Raw genomic sequence first — 16,748 nt, forward strand, 5'->3', positions numbered from 1 at the left:
CATATTATTAAATTGAAATATAATAAAAATTACTATATACTGCATACCACTATATAGTAAAAATATTCAATATTTTAATTAGGAGTTATTTTATGAAACAAGAAAAAAGTAATCTTTTTACACCTTTGAAAATAGGTAATCTTGAAATAAAAAACCGTGTAGTAATGCCTCCAATGTGTATGTATTCTGCAGATGATGGATATGTTAATGATTGGTATATTCAGCATTATGCTACAAGAGCTATAGGAGGAACAGGTTTAGTTATAGTAGAAGCTACAGGAGTGCTTCCTTATGTAAGTTCTATTACAGATAATGATTTAGGTATATGGGATGATAAATATATTGACGGTTTATCTAAGTTAGTAAATGCTATTAAAAGTAATGGTGCTGCTGCCGGTATACAAATAAACCATGCTGGAAGAAAATGTGAATCTGCAAAAGTTGATAAAATTTATGCTCCTACAGCTGAAGCATTTAGCGATAAATATAGAACACCTGTTGAAATGACTAAAGATGACATTAATGAAGTTGTTGATGCATTTGTTAAAGCATTTGTAAGAGCTAAAAAAGCAGGTTTTGATATGATAGAAGTTCATGCTGCTCATGGTTATTTAATTTCTACATTCTTATCTCCATTATCAAATAAGAGAACTGATGAATATGGTAAAAACAGGGCTAAAATTTTAGAAGAGATTTTAAGAAAAGGTAAAGAAGCAGTAGGTAAGGATTATCCTATACAGATAAGAATATCTTCTTATGATTGGAGAGAAGGCGGAAATACAGTGAAAGATTTTGCAGATATGTTAAAACCATTAGAAGCAGAAGGTTTATTCGATTCTATAAATGTTAGTACAGGTGCTGTTACTGCAGACGGAAAAATTATTCCTTATGAAGGATATCAAATTCCTTTCTGCCGTGAATTAAAACAATATATGAAAGTTCCTTGTATAGGCGGAGGACTTATATACGATCCTAAAATGGCTAATATGATGGTAAGAAATGGAGCTGCTGATGCTATCTACATAGGAAGAGAATTATTAAGAAATCCATATTGGGCATTACAGGCTGCTAGAACTTTAGGTATTGATGTACCATTCCCTAAACAATATGAACAAGCTAAAAGATAATAGTCATTAATATTTTTATTTAATTTGAAGTCTGATTATGTTTATTCATAGTCAGGCTTTTTATTATCTTAATTATTGATTAAATATTGTCTTTGACAAAATCATTTATTTTTATTATAATGTTATATATTAATTTTTTATAGGTTGAATATATGTCAAATAAAATCGCTGTGCTTTATAAAAGTAAATATGGAACTACAAGAACTTATGCTAAATGGATAGCTGATAAAGTTCATGGAGACCTTTATAGTATTGATAATGTAACTTTTCAAAATTTAGATACTTATGATTTTATAGTTTTTGCCGGTGCTCTGTATGCTGGTAAACTTTCATCAGCTAAAGGTATAAAAAAATTCTATAAAAAATTAAAAGGCAGAAAAAATTTATATTGTATTATAGTAGGTCTTGGAGATCCTGCAGATAAAGAATTATATAATGCTTATGTTAATAAAAATTTTAATTCTGATGAAAAAGAATATATGAAATTTTATTTTTTAAGAGGATGCCTAGATTTTGATAAATTGAAGCTTCATCATGCATTAATGATGTATATGCTTAAAAGAATAATATCCGCTAAGTCAGTAAAAACAGAAGATGAAAAAGCCTTATTAGAAAATTATGGAAAAAAAATAGATTTTCTCAATAAAACTTCTGTTGAAGAAATAGTATTGGATATAAAAAATAAAAATAAAGAACTTCAAAATAAATAATATTTTTATTTAAATGTAATTATATTATTTTGAAATTAAGTATTTTAAATAATTATTAATCATATAATAAATATTAATCCAAAATAAATCATTAAATTCTCTTATTTTAAATAATTAATGTTTTATATTAATTATTTAAAACGAATCATACCAAATATTATAATTCTTAACTATATTATTATTTTTAATGTAATTATAATGTAAAAATCTTTATATAAAATCAAATATCTATGCAATTTTATATTACATTTAATACAAATAACTATAAAATTGTAATTTTTTTTAAAAAAACGAACTATATATACGCGTTTTTCATAAAAAACGCTTGTATTTATACTTGTATTTGTTATATTATATATATAAGCAAAAATAAAGAAAAACGCTTATAATAAGGAATGAAAACAATTATAAAGGAGTATATAAATATGACTAACAATAAAAAATACGATATAGTAATAATAGGTTCAGGATTAGGAGGATTAACTTCTGGAGCTTATTTAGCAAAAAAAGGAAAGAAAGTTTTAGTTTTAGAAAGTCACAATATAGTTGGAGGATGTGCTACAGTATATAAAAGAAAAAATGTTAAGTTTGAAGTAGGTCTTCATGAAATGGATATGGCTAAAAAAAGCAGAGATGGAAAATATCCTATATTAAAACAATTAGGTATTTATGATAGAGTTGATTTTGTTAAATTACCTCAAACTTGGAGAATAAAAACAGAGTCTACAGATTTAGTTATACCTGAAGGCTATCAGAATGTTATGAATACATTAGAAAAAGAATTCCCAGAGGAGAAAGGCGGTATAAAAAAATATTTCGGTGGGCTTTCAAGAATGATGTATATGATAAGAAGACTTCCTTATGACTTGAAGTTTTTTGATTTCCTATTTTATCCTATAACAACATTCCCAATGAATTTATATCATTTATTTACTCAAAAGAAACTTGGAAATGTTTTGGATTCAATAATAAAAAGTGATAAGTTAAAAAGGATATTAAATATTAATATAACTTACTATCATGATAATCCTTATGAATTTACTTGGTATTATCATGCTTGTGCTCAAGGTGGATACTATAATCAAGCTTGTTTTATCAAAGGCGGAAGTCAAAACTTATCAAATGCTTTAGCTGATATAATAAGAGAAAACGGCGGAGAGGTGAGAGTTTCTTCAGAAGTTAAGAAAATAAATGTAAAAGGAAATATTGCTGAAGGTGTTACTTACTTTGACAAAAGAGCAAAACAGGAAGTTACAGTGAATGCTGATTATGTAATAGCTAATGCTGCACCTAAAGTGGTATATGATGAGCTTCTTCCAAAAGGATATGAGGATAAGAGAATAAATAAACTTAAAAACTCTGTATCATTATACACAGTTTACATAATATTTAAGAAGAAATTTACAGAGCTTTATCCTAACAATGCATACTCTACTTTTATAAGTACAGAAAAAATGTTGAATACTCCATTTAAAGAAGATGCTAAAGGACAAAGAAACATACCAGTAGAAGATAGAAACTTTGTATTTGTTGATTATTCTACAATAGACAGCGGACTTGTAGAAGAAGGTGATGAACGTTCATTTGCTGTATTGACAGGGCCTTCATATTTAGATGAGTGGAAAGATTTAAGCGATGAAGATTATAAAGCTAAAAAGAAAGAATTAGCAGAAAAATTGATAGACAGGGCAGAAAAGCATTATCCGGGATTCAGAGATAATATTGAGTATTATGAAGTTGCTACACCAAAAACAATAAAGAGATATATTAAAACTCCAGAGGGTACAGCTTATGGATTCGTTCAAGATGGTTATTTGAAAAAAAGCCGTTCTGTGAGAGTATCTCCTACAGTTAAGAATTTACACTTTGCTAGTGCTTGGGGATTTCCTGGCGGAGGATTTACAGGTGCTATAATGAGCGGGTATTTAGCAGCAAGAAATATATTGTTCCCTATAAAGCCTTATATAGTATTGAGAATACTTCTTTGTGCTGCTTTCGGAACTGCTGTAGGCACTGCTCATCATTGGATTCCTGCTTTGATGAACTTGTTTAAGTAATAAATGAATCTTCACAGTCTTATTTAATATTGATTATGGTAAGACTGTGAATTTTGAAAACATATTATAAAAAATGAAAACATATAAACATAAAAATATAAAAAGGAGAAATATAAATGAAAAATAAAATCATAACAATACTAATTTTTACAATGATATCAAGCATAATGGCTTTCGCACAAAATGCTGATGATATAGTTGGATTATGGTACAGTCAGGCTGATGCTAAAAATAGAGTTTCTGTAGTTCAAATTTATAAAGAGAATAATAAATACTATGCCTATTCATTTGCCTATCAGAATTCTACTGATACTGTGAATGATGTTAATAATCCTAAAGCAGAATTAAGAAACTTGCCTTTAAAAGGACTTGTATATTTATATGATTTAGAGTTTTCAAAAGGCGAATGGAAAGGCGGTAAAATATATAATCCTGAACAGGGCAAAACATATAATGCCAAAGCAAGCCTTTCAGATAATAAACAAGAGTTAAAAATAAAAGCTACTATAGACGGAGCCGGACTTTTTGGTAAAACTCTCACTTGGAAAAAAGTACCTAGCAATGAAGTTTCTAAATATATGCCATTAAATAAAAGCGAATTAAGAAAACTTAATTAAAAAGACTCAATTAAAAATATATTAAGTCAGTGTATAGTAATTGCTGTACACTGACAGTAAAGAATGCATAAGGAATAAGGAATATAGAAGAAATTATAAAGTTTACTGAATAAAAAATAGGAGAATATTATGAAAAAAATATTAGCAATTATACTCATTACAATTATAAATATACCGTTATTAGCACAAGAAGATGTAAAGCCTCAAAGGGATTTAACTGACAAGTCTGATGAAGGCTGGTATTTTTCAAACCACTTTTTAGGCAGGTGGAATCATTTTGGGGCTTTATACCAAGGACAATTATTCTATAAAAAGGCTTTATTTAGGGAGATGAATAATTTCTTCTTTGCTGATTCTTATGTACTTGCCGGAATAGAACAGGAATTAAGCAGTTTTTCAAGAACTTCAGCTTATGTGGAATTTCAGCCTTTAATAGCATTGAAAATGTTATTTAAGTTTACTTATGAGGCAGGACTTGCTGATCCCGGAAGACCTGTTTTAGTTGATGGAAATACTAAAGAATTCAATCATGCACTTCCTCCATTTACTGGACTTAATCCTATGAATAAAAAACCGCAGTATGTGGGAGGAAATACTATATATGTTCAGTTTGCTCCTACACTTACAATGGGAGGACCTGCAGGACCAGGTTTGATAGCTTTAATATATACTCCTTATATAAATTATGTCAGAGCCTTTGGTGTTGATAAAAATGAATATGTTTATTTAGCTAGAGAGTCCATAGTTGTAAAGGCTGAAGATGTATATTTCAATCATGATATAAAATTGGGATACAGCATGAAAGAATGGGGTATGGCTTTCGCTATCAATACAACAATAGAGCATATGCTTTCTTCTGTTAAGGATTTATACAGAGTAGGGTTATTTGCCGCTTATTCTTATAAAAAGGCATTAAATAGTGTTCCTAGTCTTTCTCCATTCGTAAGTACTAAGATAGGTACTTGGCTTATTGAAAAGCATGCACAATATAAATTTGTTATACAGTTAGATGCTGGTATAGAATGGAAGTTTTATTAATAACATATTTTAATTTTGAATATTATAAAACTTGCATAGATTAATTATCTTTGCAAGTTTTTATTAAAATAAAAGCGATAAAGATTTTACCAAAAACTAAAACTTATGTTTTATTATGTAATAAGAATATTAAAAAATAAGGACAACTAAGGTAAATTATGAAGAAAAGATTTTTATTTGTATCAGCATTATTAATATTTTCGGTATTAGCTTTAAATGCACAAGATGTTAAAGCTAATGATGTAGTTGGATTATGGTATGCTGAAAAAGATTCTCTTGGAAGAATTCCTGTTGTAGAGATTTATGAGGATGGAGGAAAATATTATGGTTATTCTTTTGCCTATAAAGAATCATATTATGGACCTGAAAGTTTAGATGAAAAAAATCCTAATCCGCAGCTTAGAAAGCTTCCATTAAAAGGATTAGTGTATATTATGGGATTATCTTTTGATAAAAAAGAATGGAATGGTGGTAAAATATATAACCCTTATGATGGAAAAACTTATAATGGTAAAATGTCTATAGATAAAGATGGAAAACTTATTTTAAGAGGATCTATTGATAAATCCGGAGTTTTTGGTAAATCTATGAAATGGACTAGAATTCCTGATTCTGAAAAATCAAGATTTACACCTCTTAAAAGATCAGAATTAAGAAAACTTAATTAATATTTCATAAATATATAAACTATTTTTTATAACAGTAGTAGGGAGGCTTTAATAAAGTTTCCCTTTTTTATTTTCTATTTTTTATTTTATCTGTTATTTTGTCGCCTATGCTGCTGTATATTATACCAATAAGTATTAATATTCCTCCTAATACCTGAGATAATAATAATTTTTCATTTAGAAGTATAACAGCTTCTAAAGATGAAAAGAAAGGAACAGAATCATATATTATAGCTCCTTTTATAGCACCTATTTTAGCAATAGCTATATTCCAAAATATGAACCCTAATGCTGAAGGAAAAACACCTACATATAAAAGTATTAATCCTGTTTGTATATTTAAGGCATGAGCATTATTAGAAGCATGTAAATATATCATTGCAGCCATTAAGGGTATAAATCCTATAATAACCATAAGATAAAAGAAAATATGATGAGGCATTTCTTTAGGTTTAATTCTTAAAATTAAAGTATATATTGAAAATATTATAACAGCTATTAGCATATAAAAATCACCTATGGCAAATTGCAGTTTCATTAGTACTTCTATACTTCCATTAGTGATTAAAATAACAACTCCTACTATTACAGCTAATAATCCTATTTTCTGATATATAGTTAATTTTGTTTTCCATACAACTCTGCTTATTAATGCTATTACTATAGGGGATAAGGTAGCAAGCAAAGACATATTTGTAGCATTACTTGTATGTGCTGCCATATATACAAATGTATTGAATAAGGTAACGCTTAGTATAGATAGTATTATAACTTGTATCCATATTCCTTTTATATATTTAATAGTTTCTAGTAGTTTTTTTATACAGAATGGAGTTAATACTAAAAGAGTGACTAACCATCTGTAAAAAGAAATTTCTATTGGAGTTAAATTTACAAGAAATCTAGCAGCTACAAAATTACCGCTCCATATAATAACTGCTAGTATTGCGAAGATATAACCTAAATTATTATTTAATTTATTATTTTCTGACATAAAAAAATCCGTAAAAATTTAATGCAAATATACTATTATAAATTTTATTTTTTGCAATTATTTTTTATAATTTTATGATTTTTTTATTTGTCATATAATAAATTATTGCAATTGCTGCTGATAAGAAAGAAATTAAAGCAAGTACAATATAGGCAACATTTATAGAGTATATATCTATTAATTTACCTGTTATTATAGGAAATATAAATATACCAAAAGAATATGTAGATTGAAAAAATCCCATAGCTGATGATTTCTTTTCGATATCTATTTCTTTTATAGATTCACTTGTAAGCAAAGAAGCTAGTATTCCTGAAGAAAATCCTCCAAAAATTTGAGAAGCTATTATAATAAATACATTGCTGCTTGATATAACAGCTATGCAGTATAAAGCCATAACAACAAAAAATATCTGTATATACTTTTTTATATTATTTTCATTTTTTATTCTGCTTGGGGCAAAAGCTCCTAATATAGCAAAGAACATACTTATTATTGACGCCATACCTACATTTTGATCAGTTCCTCCTAGTTCTTTTATTCTATTTAAAGTAAACGATATAACCGCAGCCATCTGTATCCCCTGCATTACTATAGCAAGCAATGAAAATACTATTAATCTTTTATTTTTTATAACGGAGAATAATCCTTTTATTGATAACTTTTTACTATGTTTTTTATCCTGAAGAAAAATACCCAATATAAAAACTAAAGCTCCTGAAACAGCACTAACATAGAGAAGAAATTTCATTCCAAATTTATTATAAGAAAAAGCAGCTATCAAAAAAGCCAAAAACATACCTGTTACACTTGCCACTAGAGATTTACTCGTTGCTTTATATTCTTCACTTTTATCAAAGTAAGAAGCATATAGAACCATGAATACTGTCCAGATAGATGCAGATATTCCGCATAAAATTCCGCCAATCAAAAATCCTGCAGCATTTAAATTTAGTAATCTTATTACGGCACCAATAGATGTAAGAAGCCCTGCTAATAGTATAAATATTTTACATCTTCCAACATAATCATTGAGAAGTCCAAATGGAAATTTTAAAAACATTTGTGCAGCACCATAAAGTCCTATAATGATTCCTATCATAGATGAATTTATATTAATAGATGATAAATAAGGAACTTGATATGGTATATAAACGTATAATGAAAGCCATAAAAGAGTCATTATAATAAATAATAAATTAGACATGAAATTATCCCCAATTTTTTATTAAATAAAAATAAAGCTGCCTAATAATATTAAACAGATTTAAAATCAAATACTAAAAATTTTTATTATTGTTATGCTCGCCGACGAAGTCCTACTATTTATTGCTAATAAAAATTGTTCGCATTCATTAGTATGCCAAGTAAACTAGCAGATGCTCACAATTTTTATAATTAGCCTAGTAATATTTAAAAATTATATTTATATTATTAACAATAAGAAATTAAAATTTTTCTACATCTATTTCTGCTACAGAATTAAATATATAATTCGGTCTGTATGGAAACTCTTCTATCATTTCTTTTGTAGTAACCCCTGAAAGTACTAAAGCTGTTTTCATACCGGCACCAAGTCCTCCTAATATATCTGTATCCATTCTGTCGCCAACCATCAAAGTATTTTCACTATGAGCATTTATTTGATTTTTAGCTATAGACATCATAATAGGATTAGGTTTGCCTACTATATAAGGCTTTTTACCTGTAGCTGTTTCTATTGCTGCCAATATAGGTCCTACTGCTGGTATTAATTCTCCATTAGGAGCTGGGTCTACTATATCAGGATTGCATCCTATAAATTTTGCACCTTTATTTATTAGATGCACTGCCTTTTGAAGCATATCAAAGTTAAAAGCATTAGTTTTACCAACTACTACATAATCAGGATTAACATCGTTTATGCTGTATCCCACATTATATAATTCGCTTACAAGTCCGCCTGTTCCTATTACATAAGCAGTACCGTTTGCAAGCTGTCTTTGTAAGAATATAGCTGTTGCCTGTGCTGCTGTGAAAAAATGTTTTTCATCTAATCCGTTCACACCCAATGACTCTAATTTTCTTTTTAAATCTCTAGGAGTTTGTTCAGCATTATTTGTTAAAAATAGAAAAGGTACATTTTTATATAATAACATTTTTATGAAATCTTCTGCACCTTCTATTAAGTTATTACCTCTGTATATAACTCCGTCCATATCTGATATTATGCTAATCATTTATTACCTCTATTATTATTTATAAAAATTGTTCGCTCCGCTTTGCGTGCCTACGGCAAAGGATCTGCCAAGTAAACTTGTCAGAGGCTCACAATTTTTATTTAGTTATTTATAAAAATTGTAAGCTCGCTTTGCATACCTATAGCAAATACTCTATCAAGTAAACTTTAAATGTTTATTTTGCTATATATAAAATATACTAAATAACTTGCATAAAAATATGTGGCTTTTACTATATTCTATACATTGTTATTTATTAATTTTTAACTTATAAATTGTATAAATATAAAACAAAAAGTCAATTAGAATTTTTAATTTTTATTTGTATTAAAGGTAGTGTAAATTATAGTGCTTGTAAAAAAAGATATTTTATATATAATATATAGTTAAAGTAAACATATTTTGTTGGAATGGATTATGGGGGTATTATGTTGAAGAAAATAATTTATATTATTATATTAATTCATATACTAATGTTTTCAAGCTGCAGTAAAAATGAATCTATAAATAATAATTTAAATACAAATGATATACAAAATAATAATTATTCTAATAATATTCAGAAAAATGATAATAATTTTTTTGATATGAAATATGTTTATAAATCAATCAGATCAGATAAAGAAAGCTTCAGTAATGCTTTGATTAGTTATTACCAAGATGCCAATTACAGCAACATCATAAATAGAAATAAAGATTTCCTTAATAAAAAACTAGTGGGTGATAATGATATAAAAAAATATTCTATAGATTATATATCTAATACATATCATAATCATTATAGTGATGATGTGCATAGTGATAATTCAGTTTTTTCTTATGCCTCTGAATATAACTATGTTGAACAAAATTTAGCTTTAAAAAAGGCTAGAGAACTTCTTTTAAGTATAAAAAATAAAGATGCAGATATTTATTTAGCTTTATTTTTATCACATTTTGCTACAGATTCTTTATATAATTTTTATGATATGCAAAATTATTTGAAAGAGTGGAAGAAATTGGGTTCTACAAATATAGATATGATTATTGGTATTGTAGCTGAAGGTAATAATATAAATAATATTTATTCAAATAAGATGAAATTGATAAATTATATAATAGAAGCTCCTAATGATTTAGGTGTTGAAAAGCTTATAGCTGATGCTTATGAGAATGGATTTTTAAACGATATATCAAAGAATACTGGTTATTTGGATATTTATAATGAAAATAATTATAATCTATCTTCTGTGATATATAATAATACTTCTAATATATCATACTTTACTGTTGCAAAAGATATAGTAAATACTAACATAATGGATGAATATATTAGAACTTATATAGGAAAAACTTTAAGCAGAGATAAAATGACTTCTTCTGTATATTATGAAAATTTTTACTATACATATAACCCATCTTTAGATGAGAAGTATGAGGATTTTGCAGATATATATTTTTTAGAGTTCAATAAAAATACATTTATTTATTCAATTAAAGCAAACAAACTTCAAGGTGTGTATTATTTAAATCCTATGTATATAGGAAATATAAAATATGCTGATTATAAGATAGAAGAAATATTTAACTTTCATCTTGGAGATGATTCAAAGTTGGAAAGTGCTAAAATATCTGCTGTTAAGACAGCTGAGTTAAAAAACATATCCACAAATTCTCAATTTATATTAGATGGAAAATTTGATAAAAATAAATATGCTGAATATTTAGATGATATACTTTCTTTCCCTATATACAATCCTGAATTTTTCTTATGTGATATAAATAATGATGGAAAAGATGAAATAATGGTTAGAGGCACTTACAAACATTCAGGTGAAAGGAGCGGAATAGCTTCATATACACTTCTTTTAAAAGATAATTTAGAATTGAATTTAGAAAGCACAATTGGAAAATCTATCAATGGAAGCAGTAAACAAGGATTAAATAAATTTCAAAGAATTTATTTAGAAGACGGTAAAAATAAGATACTTCTTGTAGACCCTTCAGCTAATATGGCACAGGATATATTTGCTGAGAATGGTGTTGTAAATGTATATGAGTTTACATACAAAACATATAAATATGAACCTAGATTAGTTTGGAAAGGAAAAATAGTAAATGGAGTACCTGACGGAGTTTTAAAAACAGATGCCGGATTTGATATGTATAAAGCAGAAAGCGATTCTGATAAAGCAATAATATCTGATAAAACTCTAAGAGTAGCCGATAAACTTATAATTGATAAATATTATAAAGAAGTTGAAAAATCAGATAAAGATAAACAAGATGAACTTTTAGAAAAAAGGCGCTCGAATATGGAAGCTATTCAAGATAAATATGGTGATATAGTTCAGATAGAAAATGAAATGATTAAAATATTGGGTATAGATAAATAATAGTGAATAGTAATAATATAAATACAGCTGCTTATAAAAATATAATTAAGAATTTTAATATCGTTATAGGTATTGGTTTTGTATTATTGGTTTCGGCTATATACATTACTTATATATTAAATATTAACATTCCTAAATTAGATTCTAATACAGATTTAGCAGCATTAGAAAGCATAACTGTAGAAAGTTTTATCTATAATATAAGGATATTTTTTTCTTTTTTAATTCCTTTATCATTTTTTATATTTTTATTTCTTTTCGTTCTTAATCCTATTAGCGTAAAAACTATATTAATATCTTTTGCACTTATTTTTGTGATGGCTTTTTATTTATATAAACTTCCTTATGAGATATTAATAAATCCATTTGAAGATTTTTATAGTTTTATTAAGTTGATAATAAATATTATATCAGCAAATTTAATTATACTTTTTATAGTAGGTTTATCATTTATCAGATATGATATAAAAAAGTTTTCTGTTTTATATGACTTTTATACTATGATTACTGAAATCATGATATGGAGTTTTTTAATATTATTTGTAATTTCATTAATAGTATTGTCTATAATAGCTGCATTATATTTCAATGATAAAATAGACGCTAAGAGAATTTTCAGATTTTTAATAAGAAATGATATGAAAAATTTAAAAATAGTTTTATCTATTTTATCATTATTAAAGATTTCTATAATTTATTTTTCCTATTTATTATATAATAAAATGATTAATACTAAATTATCAATAAGTGTTTCAAGAGTTATTACTCCAATTATATCCATTTCATCTATTATAATTATGGCAGAGACTTTCAAATATGATATCATCAGTAATCATTATTTTAAATTTTTATTTTTATTGTATATTTTGTTTATGATAATTTTTGTATTTAATATTTTTCTATTTAGAATAGACAAAGAACATAATAAGATAGAATATTACATATATGTAATTTCAAATATATTTGGCATTGTATTTTCAGCATTTTTATTATATATAGTTTTTAGTAAATTTTTGTACTATCATTTTATAATATTTAATGTAATGCTTATTATTAATTTTTTATATAATATATTCATATCTATTATGAAAAAGTACATAAAATTCATGTTTTTATATAATTATATATATATAATATTTTTTATTATATTATTATTTTATTGACTTTATATAATATTTTGCTATACTATATATATGTATGATAATATATAGGGGATAAATTGAGAAATAGAATATTTTTAACAATAATTTTTATATTTATTATATCTTTTAACTTAAAAGCTGTTAATTTATCAATTGGATTTATAAGTCAGTTTGGTATGAGCGGTGCAAATACAAATGCTTCAAAAGTATTTCCATCTGGATTTAGGGACTTTGATTCAGGATTTTCATTTTTAATAGGTATTAATCAGCCTGTGGCATCTTCTATGTCTTTTTCTATACTGCTTGATCTAGGATATTATCATGACTCTTATGATTTCAGATATACTATAAATGGAAAAAGGGTAACAGAAAATTATCAATTTGACAGTTTTTTAATAGGCGGATATGGTAGATTTAATTTTGGATTTTTATCATTAGGTGCAGGCGGAGGAGTAAAAATTCCAGGAATGGCTGTATATAGAATAAATGGATATGATATTGGAAGAAGATATAGATTTTCTTTCGGTGATTTGAGCGATATATTTGAAAGTGCAGTTATACCTTATTTAAGATTTTCTATTGATTTTAGTATATTTAATTATTTGCTTATAGGTGTATATGCTAATTATGATTTTCCTTTATATTTCCAGCATAATAATTATATGAATGATGTATTTGTCAATAAAGATTCTATAAGTGCTCTTGATATAGGAATTCAATTTGGATATTATCTTAACATTAATTTTGATAAATATTATTAGGAGTTATTATGAAAAGGATATTTATATTATTTATCTTACTCTTATCTTTTAATGCACTTTATTCTGCAGATTTTGTTGCTGGTTTTGTAGGACGTTTCGGAGCCAGCAGTGCTACCACTGACAGAAGTAAAGTATTCACAACAGATTTTAGGGATTTTGATAATTCTTTTTCTATTCAGCCAGGTATATTTTGGGGATATGATGATTTCTTATCTGCAGGTTTCTTTTTTGATATAGGATATAGCAAAGATAGATATGAAATCAAATATACTGTAAATGGTAAAAGAGTATTGGAGAATTACGATTTTGGAAGTTTATCTATAGGAGTATTTCCTCGATTTAATATAGGTTTCTTCTCTATAGGCTTTGGAGGAGGAATTAAATTACCATTATCTTTGAAATATACTAAAGAGGGAGATCAATTCAGCAGAGAAAGATATTCATTAGATTTCGGAGATATACAGGATGCTTTCACAACTTCATATATACCTTATATAAAAGTTTCAGCAGATTTTCTTGTTAAAATCAATAGAAAATTTATGATGTCATTCGGTTTATATGCTAATTATGATTTTCCTATTGATATAGATAAAAATGGCATATTTAAAGACTTTACAATCAATCAGGATTCTTTAGCTTCATTTGATATAGGTTTCCAAATTGGTATGTATTTCTTAAGAAGATGATTATTTTTTACTGTTAATAAAATAATGAGGGCTTTATTTTTCAATATAGCCCTCATTTTTTATTTAATTCAATTTTATTATATTAAACTAAATTTGTATATTGTTCTATGATTATATTCTCTATCAGGATAAAGTATAATGCTTGGGAAATGATTAAAATTCAATGAACATGATAAATATTGAGTTTCTAAACAGAATGCTTCATGTCTGTTTAATATTTGATTTCTAACTTTAAAATTATTGAAATGATTAGCTGTATAGAATAATACAGAAGGTTTAGTAGTAAATACTTCCAAAGCTATATTTGTTTTTCTTGATAATATTTTTACTCTTTGTTTATTTATATTACTATCATCGAAAATAAAGCAATTATCACAGCCATCTTTTGATTTTATTATTTCATCAACTTTTTTCAATGAAGTGAAATCATAAGGAGTATTTTTAGTTTTCAATACTTCTCCTGATGTTATTGAATTTTCTTCAGCAAGATAGTATTTGGCATCTATAAACATTTCATGATCTTTTATACTTCCACTGCCATTTAAATTAAAATACGAGTGATTCATTATGTTTAAAGGAGTTGGCTTATCAGTAGTTGCAATATAGTCTATTATTATTTCATTTTCATCTGTAATTGTATATTTTACTATTAGATTAAGATTTCCCGGATATCCTTCTTCTCCATCTTTAGAGACATAAGAAAATAGTACTTCATTATCTTTTTTTTGTATTGAGTTGTACATTACATAAGAAAGTCCGTTTATTCCTCCATGAGTGTGATCTGGAGCTTTATTTGCTGTTATATTATATTCTTTATCATCTATTGTGAATTTAGCACCTATAGTTCTTCCTGCAACTCTTCCTACAGTAGCACCCATATGACCATTTTTAGCTTCGGGTGTATAAAACTCTATATCATCAGAACCAAATGCTACTTCTACTTCTTTTCCATCCTTATCTTTGAAAAATATCCCAGTTATACTTGCTCCAACTTCTGCCAATTTTACTTTTAATCCTTTATCATTTTCCAATGTATAGATATAAGAATTTTTTCCAAAATCTTCTTTTTTTGATCTAAACATAATAATATCCTTATAATAATTTATGCCTATATTATACATTATTTTTATTTTTTTATATATAAATATTTTTAAAATTAATTTATTTTTAATACTTATATAGGGTATATTGACAATTTCTTTTTTATTTATATACTTTAAAATAAATATTTAAACTTAAGGAGTCAATATGTGAATAATAATAGAGTTAATTGGTTCAATTGCTAACTTTATAAAAAAAAAATTTTTTACCAGTAAAGCCAAAAATACTAGAGAGGAATAAAATTATAGCATTATGTATTTTTATTTTGATATAATTTGTACATAAACTTTTCTATTTCTAGCACCGTCGAATTCAAAGAAGTATATGTCCTGCCAAGTACCTAATACTATTTTTTTATTTTCTATTATTACTGTTAAACTAGGAGCTACCAAAGATGATAATACATGAGCTTGTGAATTACCTTCTCTATGTTCATAATTATCATGCTGAGGTACTAATTTATTGAAAGCATTCTTCATATCAAATACAACATCAGGATCAGCATTTTCATTTATTCCTACAGCAGCAGTTGTATGCGGTACAAATATAACAGCTATTCCATTTTCTATATTTTCATCATTTATGCATTTTTGAACTTCTCCTGTAATATCAACTATATCAAATCTGGCTTTAGTTTTTACATTAATAGTATGCATTATAATATCCTTTTTATTATTTTATTATATATTATACGATAATAAAATACTTGTCAATTTGATTATTTTTCTATTAATGTATATAATATTACTATGTTTAGAGAAATGAGAAGGAAAAATCAATTATTATCAAATTCACAAAGCATTTCAATATTAGAAAAATGCAGCTCTGGAGTACTTGCTGTTTCAGGTGATGATAATTATCCTTATGCTGTTCCTTTAAGTTATGTTTATTATGATAATAAAATATTTTTTCATATAGCTAAAAGCGGATATAAATTAGATGCTATAAAAAATAATAATAAAGTTTCTTTCTGTGTCATAGAAAAAGATGATATAAAGCCAAAAGAGTATACAACTTATTATAGAAGTGTAATCATTTTTGGTAAGTCTTTTATAGTTGAAGATGATAATCAAAAAAGAGAAGCTATTGAAAAACTTGCATTGAAATATTATCCTAATGATACACAGTTAAATAGAAATAATGTAATTGATAAAGAGTATGATGCTTTTTATATTATAGAACTGCATATAGAATATATGACAGGAAAAGAGGCTATAGAGTTAGTTAATAATGGTTTTAAATAGTTTTAATTG

The 16,748-nt window shown here is 26.1% G+C and carries 17 protein-coding genes; 12 read left to right on the forward strand and 5 right to left on the reverse strand.

Features of this window, described 5'->3' with window-relative positions; translation table 11 throughout:
• Positions 1 to 92 precede the first annotated feature (92 nt).
• The 7 genes from BRSU_RS04850 (at position 93) to BRSU_RS04875 (ending at position 6,217) form a co-directional block, all read left to right on the forward strand.
• Positions 93 to 1,127: an NADH:flavin oxidoreductase/NADH oxidase gene (locus BRSU_RS04850; protein ID WP_048594162.1), complete on the forward strand. Its 1,035-nt coding sequence runs from the start codon at positions 93 to 95 to the stop codon at positions 1,125 to 1,127.
• A 152-nt stretch (positions 1,128 to 1,279) separates the two neighbouring features.
• Positions 1,280 to 1,837 (forward strand): flavodoxin domain-containing protein, encoded by a 558-nt coding sequence (locus BRSU_RS04855; protein ID WP_048594163.1) that lies wholly within the window; start codon positions 1,280 to 1,282, stop codon positions 1,835 to 1,837.
• 230 nt (positions 1,838 to 2,067) lie between these two features.
• Positions 2,068 to 2,226 (forward strand): hypothetical protein, encoded by a 159-nt coding sequence (locus BRSU_RS15075; protein ID WP_425339085.1) that lies wholly within the window; start codon positions 2,068 to 2,070, stop codon positions 2,224 to 2,226.
• Positions 2,227 to 2,232: 6 nt separating this feature from the next.
• Positions 2,233 to 3,894 carry a phytoene desaturase family protein gene (locus tag BRSU_RS04860; protein ID WP_157031452.1) on the forward strand — a complete coding sequence of 554 codons (1,662 nt, stop codon included), beginning with the start codon at positions 2,233 to 2,235 and terminating at the stop codon, positions 3,892 to 3,894.
• Between the two features lie 116 nt (positions 3,895 to 4,010).
• Positions 4,011 to 4,511: a DUF2147 domain-containing protein gene (locus tag BRSU_RS04865; RefSeq protein WP_048594165.1), complete on the forward strand. Its 501-nt coding sequence runs from the start codon at positions 4,011 to 4,013 to the stop codon at positions 4,509 to 4,511.
• A gap of 129 nt (positions 4,512 to 4,640) precedes the next feature.
• The gene (locus BRSU_RS04870) at positions 4,641 to 5,549 is read left to right on the forward strand and encodes a hypothetical protein (protein ID WP_048594166.1); all 909 of its coding nucleotides are present in this window, start codon (positions 4,641 to 4,643) and stop codon (positions 5,547 to 5,549) included.
• A gap of 158 nt (positions 5,550 to 5,707) precedes the next feature.
• Positions 5,708 to 6,217 carry a DUF2147 domain-containing protein gene (locus tag BRSU_RS04875; protein WP_048594167.1) on the forward strand — a complete coding sequence of 170 codons (510 nt, stop codon included), beginning with the start codon at positions 5,708 to 5,710 and terminating at the stop codon, positions 6,215 to 6,217.
• A gap of 67 nt (positions 6,218 to 6,284) precedes the next feature.
• Here BRSU_RS04875 and BRSU_RS04880 read toward each other — a convergent pair whose 3' ends face one another.
• The 3 genes from BRSU_RS04880 to BRSU_RS04890 all read right to left on the reverse strand — a co-directional run bounded on the left by BRSU_RS04880 (position 6,285) and on the right by BRSU_RS04890 (position 9,430).
• Positions 6,285 to 7,211, reverse strand: a complete 927-nt coding sequence (locus BRSU_RS04880) for a DMT family transporter (protein ID WP_048594168.1) — start codon at positions 7,209 to 7,211, stop codon at positions 6,285 to 6,287.
• A 64-nt stretch (positions 7,212 to 7,275) separates the two neighbouring features.
• A complete protein-coding gene (locus BRSU_RS04885) occupies positions 7,276 to 8,418 on the reverse strand; it encodes an MFS transporter (RefSeq protein ID WP_048594169.1) in 1,143 nt (380 codons plus the stop codon).
• A gap of 241 nt (positions 8,419 to 8,659) precedes the next feature.
• Positions 8,660 to 9,430 (reverse strand): HAD-IIA family hydrolase, encoded by a 771-nt coding sequence (locus tag BRSU_RS04890; protein WP_048594170.1) that lies wholly within the window; start codon positions 9,428 to 9,430, stop codon positions 8,660 to 8,662.
• Between the two features lie 428 nt (positions 9,431 to 9,858).
• On the opposite strand from BRSU_RS04890, the gene BRSU_RS04895 reads away from it, so the two are divergent.
• Genes BRSU_RS04895 through BRSU_RS04910 form a run of 4 tightly spaced genes read left to right on the forward strand, consistent with a single transcriptional unit; the run spans position 9,859 to position 14,394 of the window.
• Complete coding sequence (locus BRSU_RS04895; protein WP_048594171.1) at positions 9,859 to 11,805, forward strand: hypothetical protein; 1,947 nt, start codon at positions 9,859 to 9,861, stop codon at positions 11,803 to 11,805.
• A gap of 2 nt (positions 11,806 to 11,807) precedes the next feature.
• Positions 11,808 to 12,968: a hypothetical protein gene (locus BRSU_RS04900; protein WP_048594172.1), complete on the forward strand. Its 1,161-nt coding sequence runs from the start codon at positions 11,808 to 11,810 to the stop codon at positions 12,966 to 12,968.
• A 56-nt stretch (positions 12,969 to 13,024) separates the two neighbouring features.
• Positions 13,025 to 13,708 carry a hypothetical protein gene (locus BRSU_RS04905; protein ID WP_048594173.1) on the forward strand — a complete coding sequence of 228 codons (684 nt, stop codon included), beginning with the start codon at positions 13,025 to 13,027 and terminating at the stop codon, positions 13,706 to 13,708.
• An 8-nt stretch (positions 13,709 to 13,716) separates the two neighbouring features.
• Positions 13,717 to 14,394 carry a hypothetical protein gene (locus tag BRSU_RS04910; protein WP_048594174.1) on the forward strand — a complete coding sequence of 226 codons (678 nt, stop codon included), beginning with the start codon at positions 13,717 to 13,719 and terminating at the stop codon, positions 14,392 to 14,394.
• Between the two features lie 77 nt (positions 14,395 to 14,471).
• Here BRSU_RS04910 and BRSU_RS04915 read toward each other — a convergent pair whose 3' ends face one another.
• Together BRSU_RS04915 and BRSU_RS04920 are read right to left on the reverse strand one after the other, a co-directional pair.
• Positions 14,472 to 15,476 (reverse strand): aldose epimerase family protein, encoded by a 1,005-nt coding sequence (locus tag BRSU_RS04915; RefSeq protein ID WP_048594175.1) that lies wholly within the window; start codon positions 15,474 to 15,476, stop codon positions 14,472 to 14,474.
• A gap of 279 nt (positions 15,477 to 15,755) precedes the next feature.
• Positions 15,756 to 16,151 carry a secondary thiamine-phosphate synthase enzyme YjbQ gene (locus tag BRSU_RS04920; RefSeq protein ID WP_048594176.1) on the reverse strand — a complete coding sequence of 132 codons (396 nt, stop codon included), beginning with the start codon at positions 16,149 to 16,151 and terminating at the stop codon, positions 15,756 to 15,758.
• Positions 16,152 to 16,244: 93 nt separating this feature from the next.
• Here BRSU_RS04920 and BRSU_RS04925 point away from each other — a divergent pair, with 93 nt between their 5' ends.
• On the forward strand, positions 16,245 to 16,739 hold the full coding sequence (locus tag BRSU_RS04925) for a pyridoxamine 5'-phosphate oxidase family protein (protein ID WP_048594177.1): 495 nt from the start codon (positions 16,245 to 16,247) through the stop codon (positions 16,737 to 16,739).
• The last annotated feature ends 9 nt before the right edge of the window (positions 16,740 to 16,748 follow it).

Origin of the sequence: Brachyspira suanatina (assembly GCF_001049755.1) — a bacterium.
In the GTDB taxonomy this organism is placed as follows: domain Bacteria; phylum Spirochaetota; class Brachyspiria; order Brachyspirales; family Brachyspiraceae; genus Brachyspira; species Brachyspira suanatina.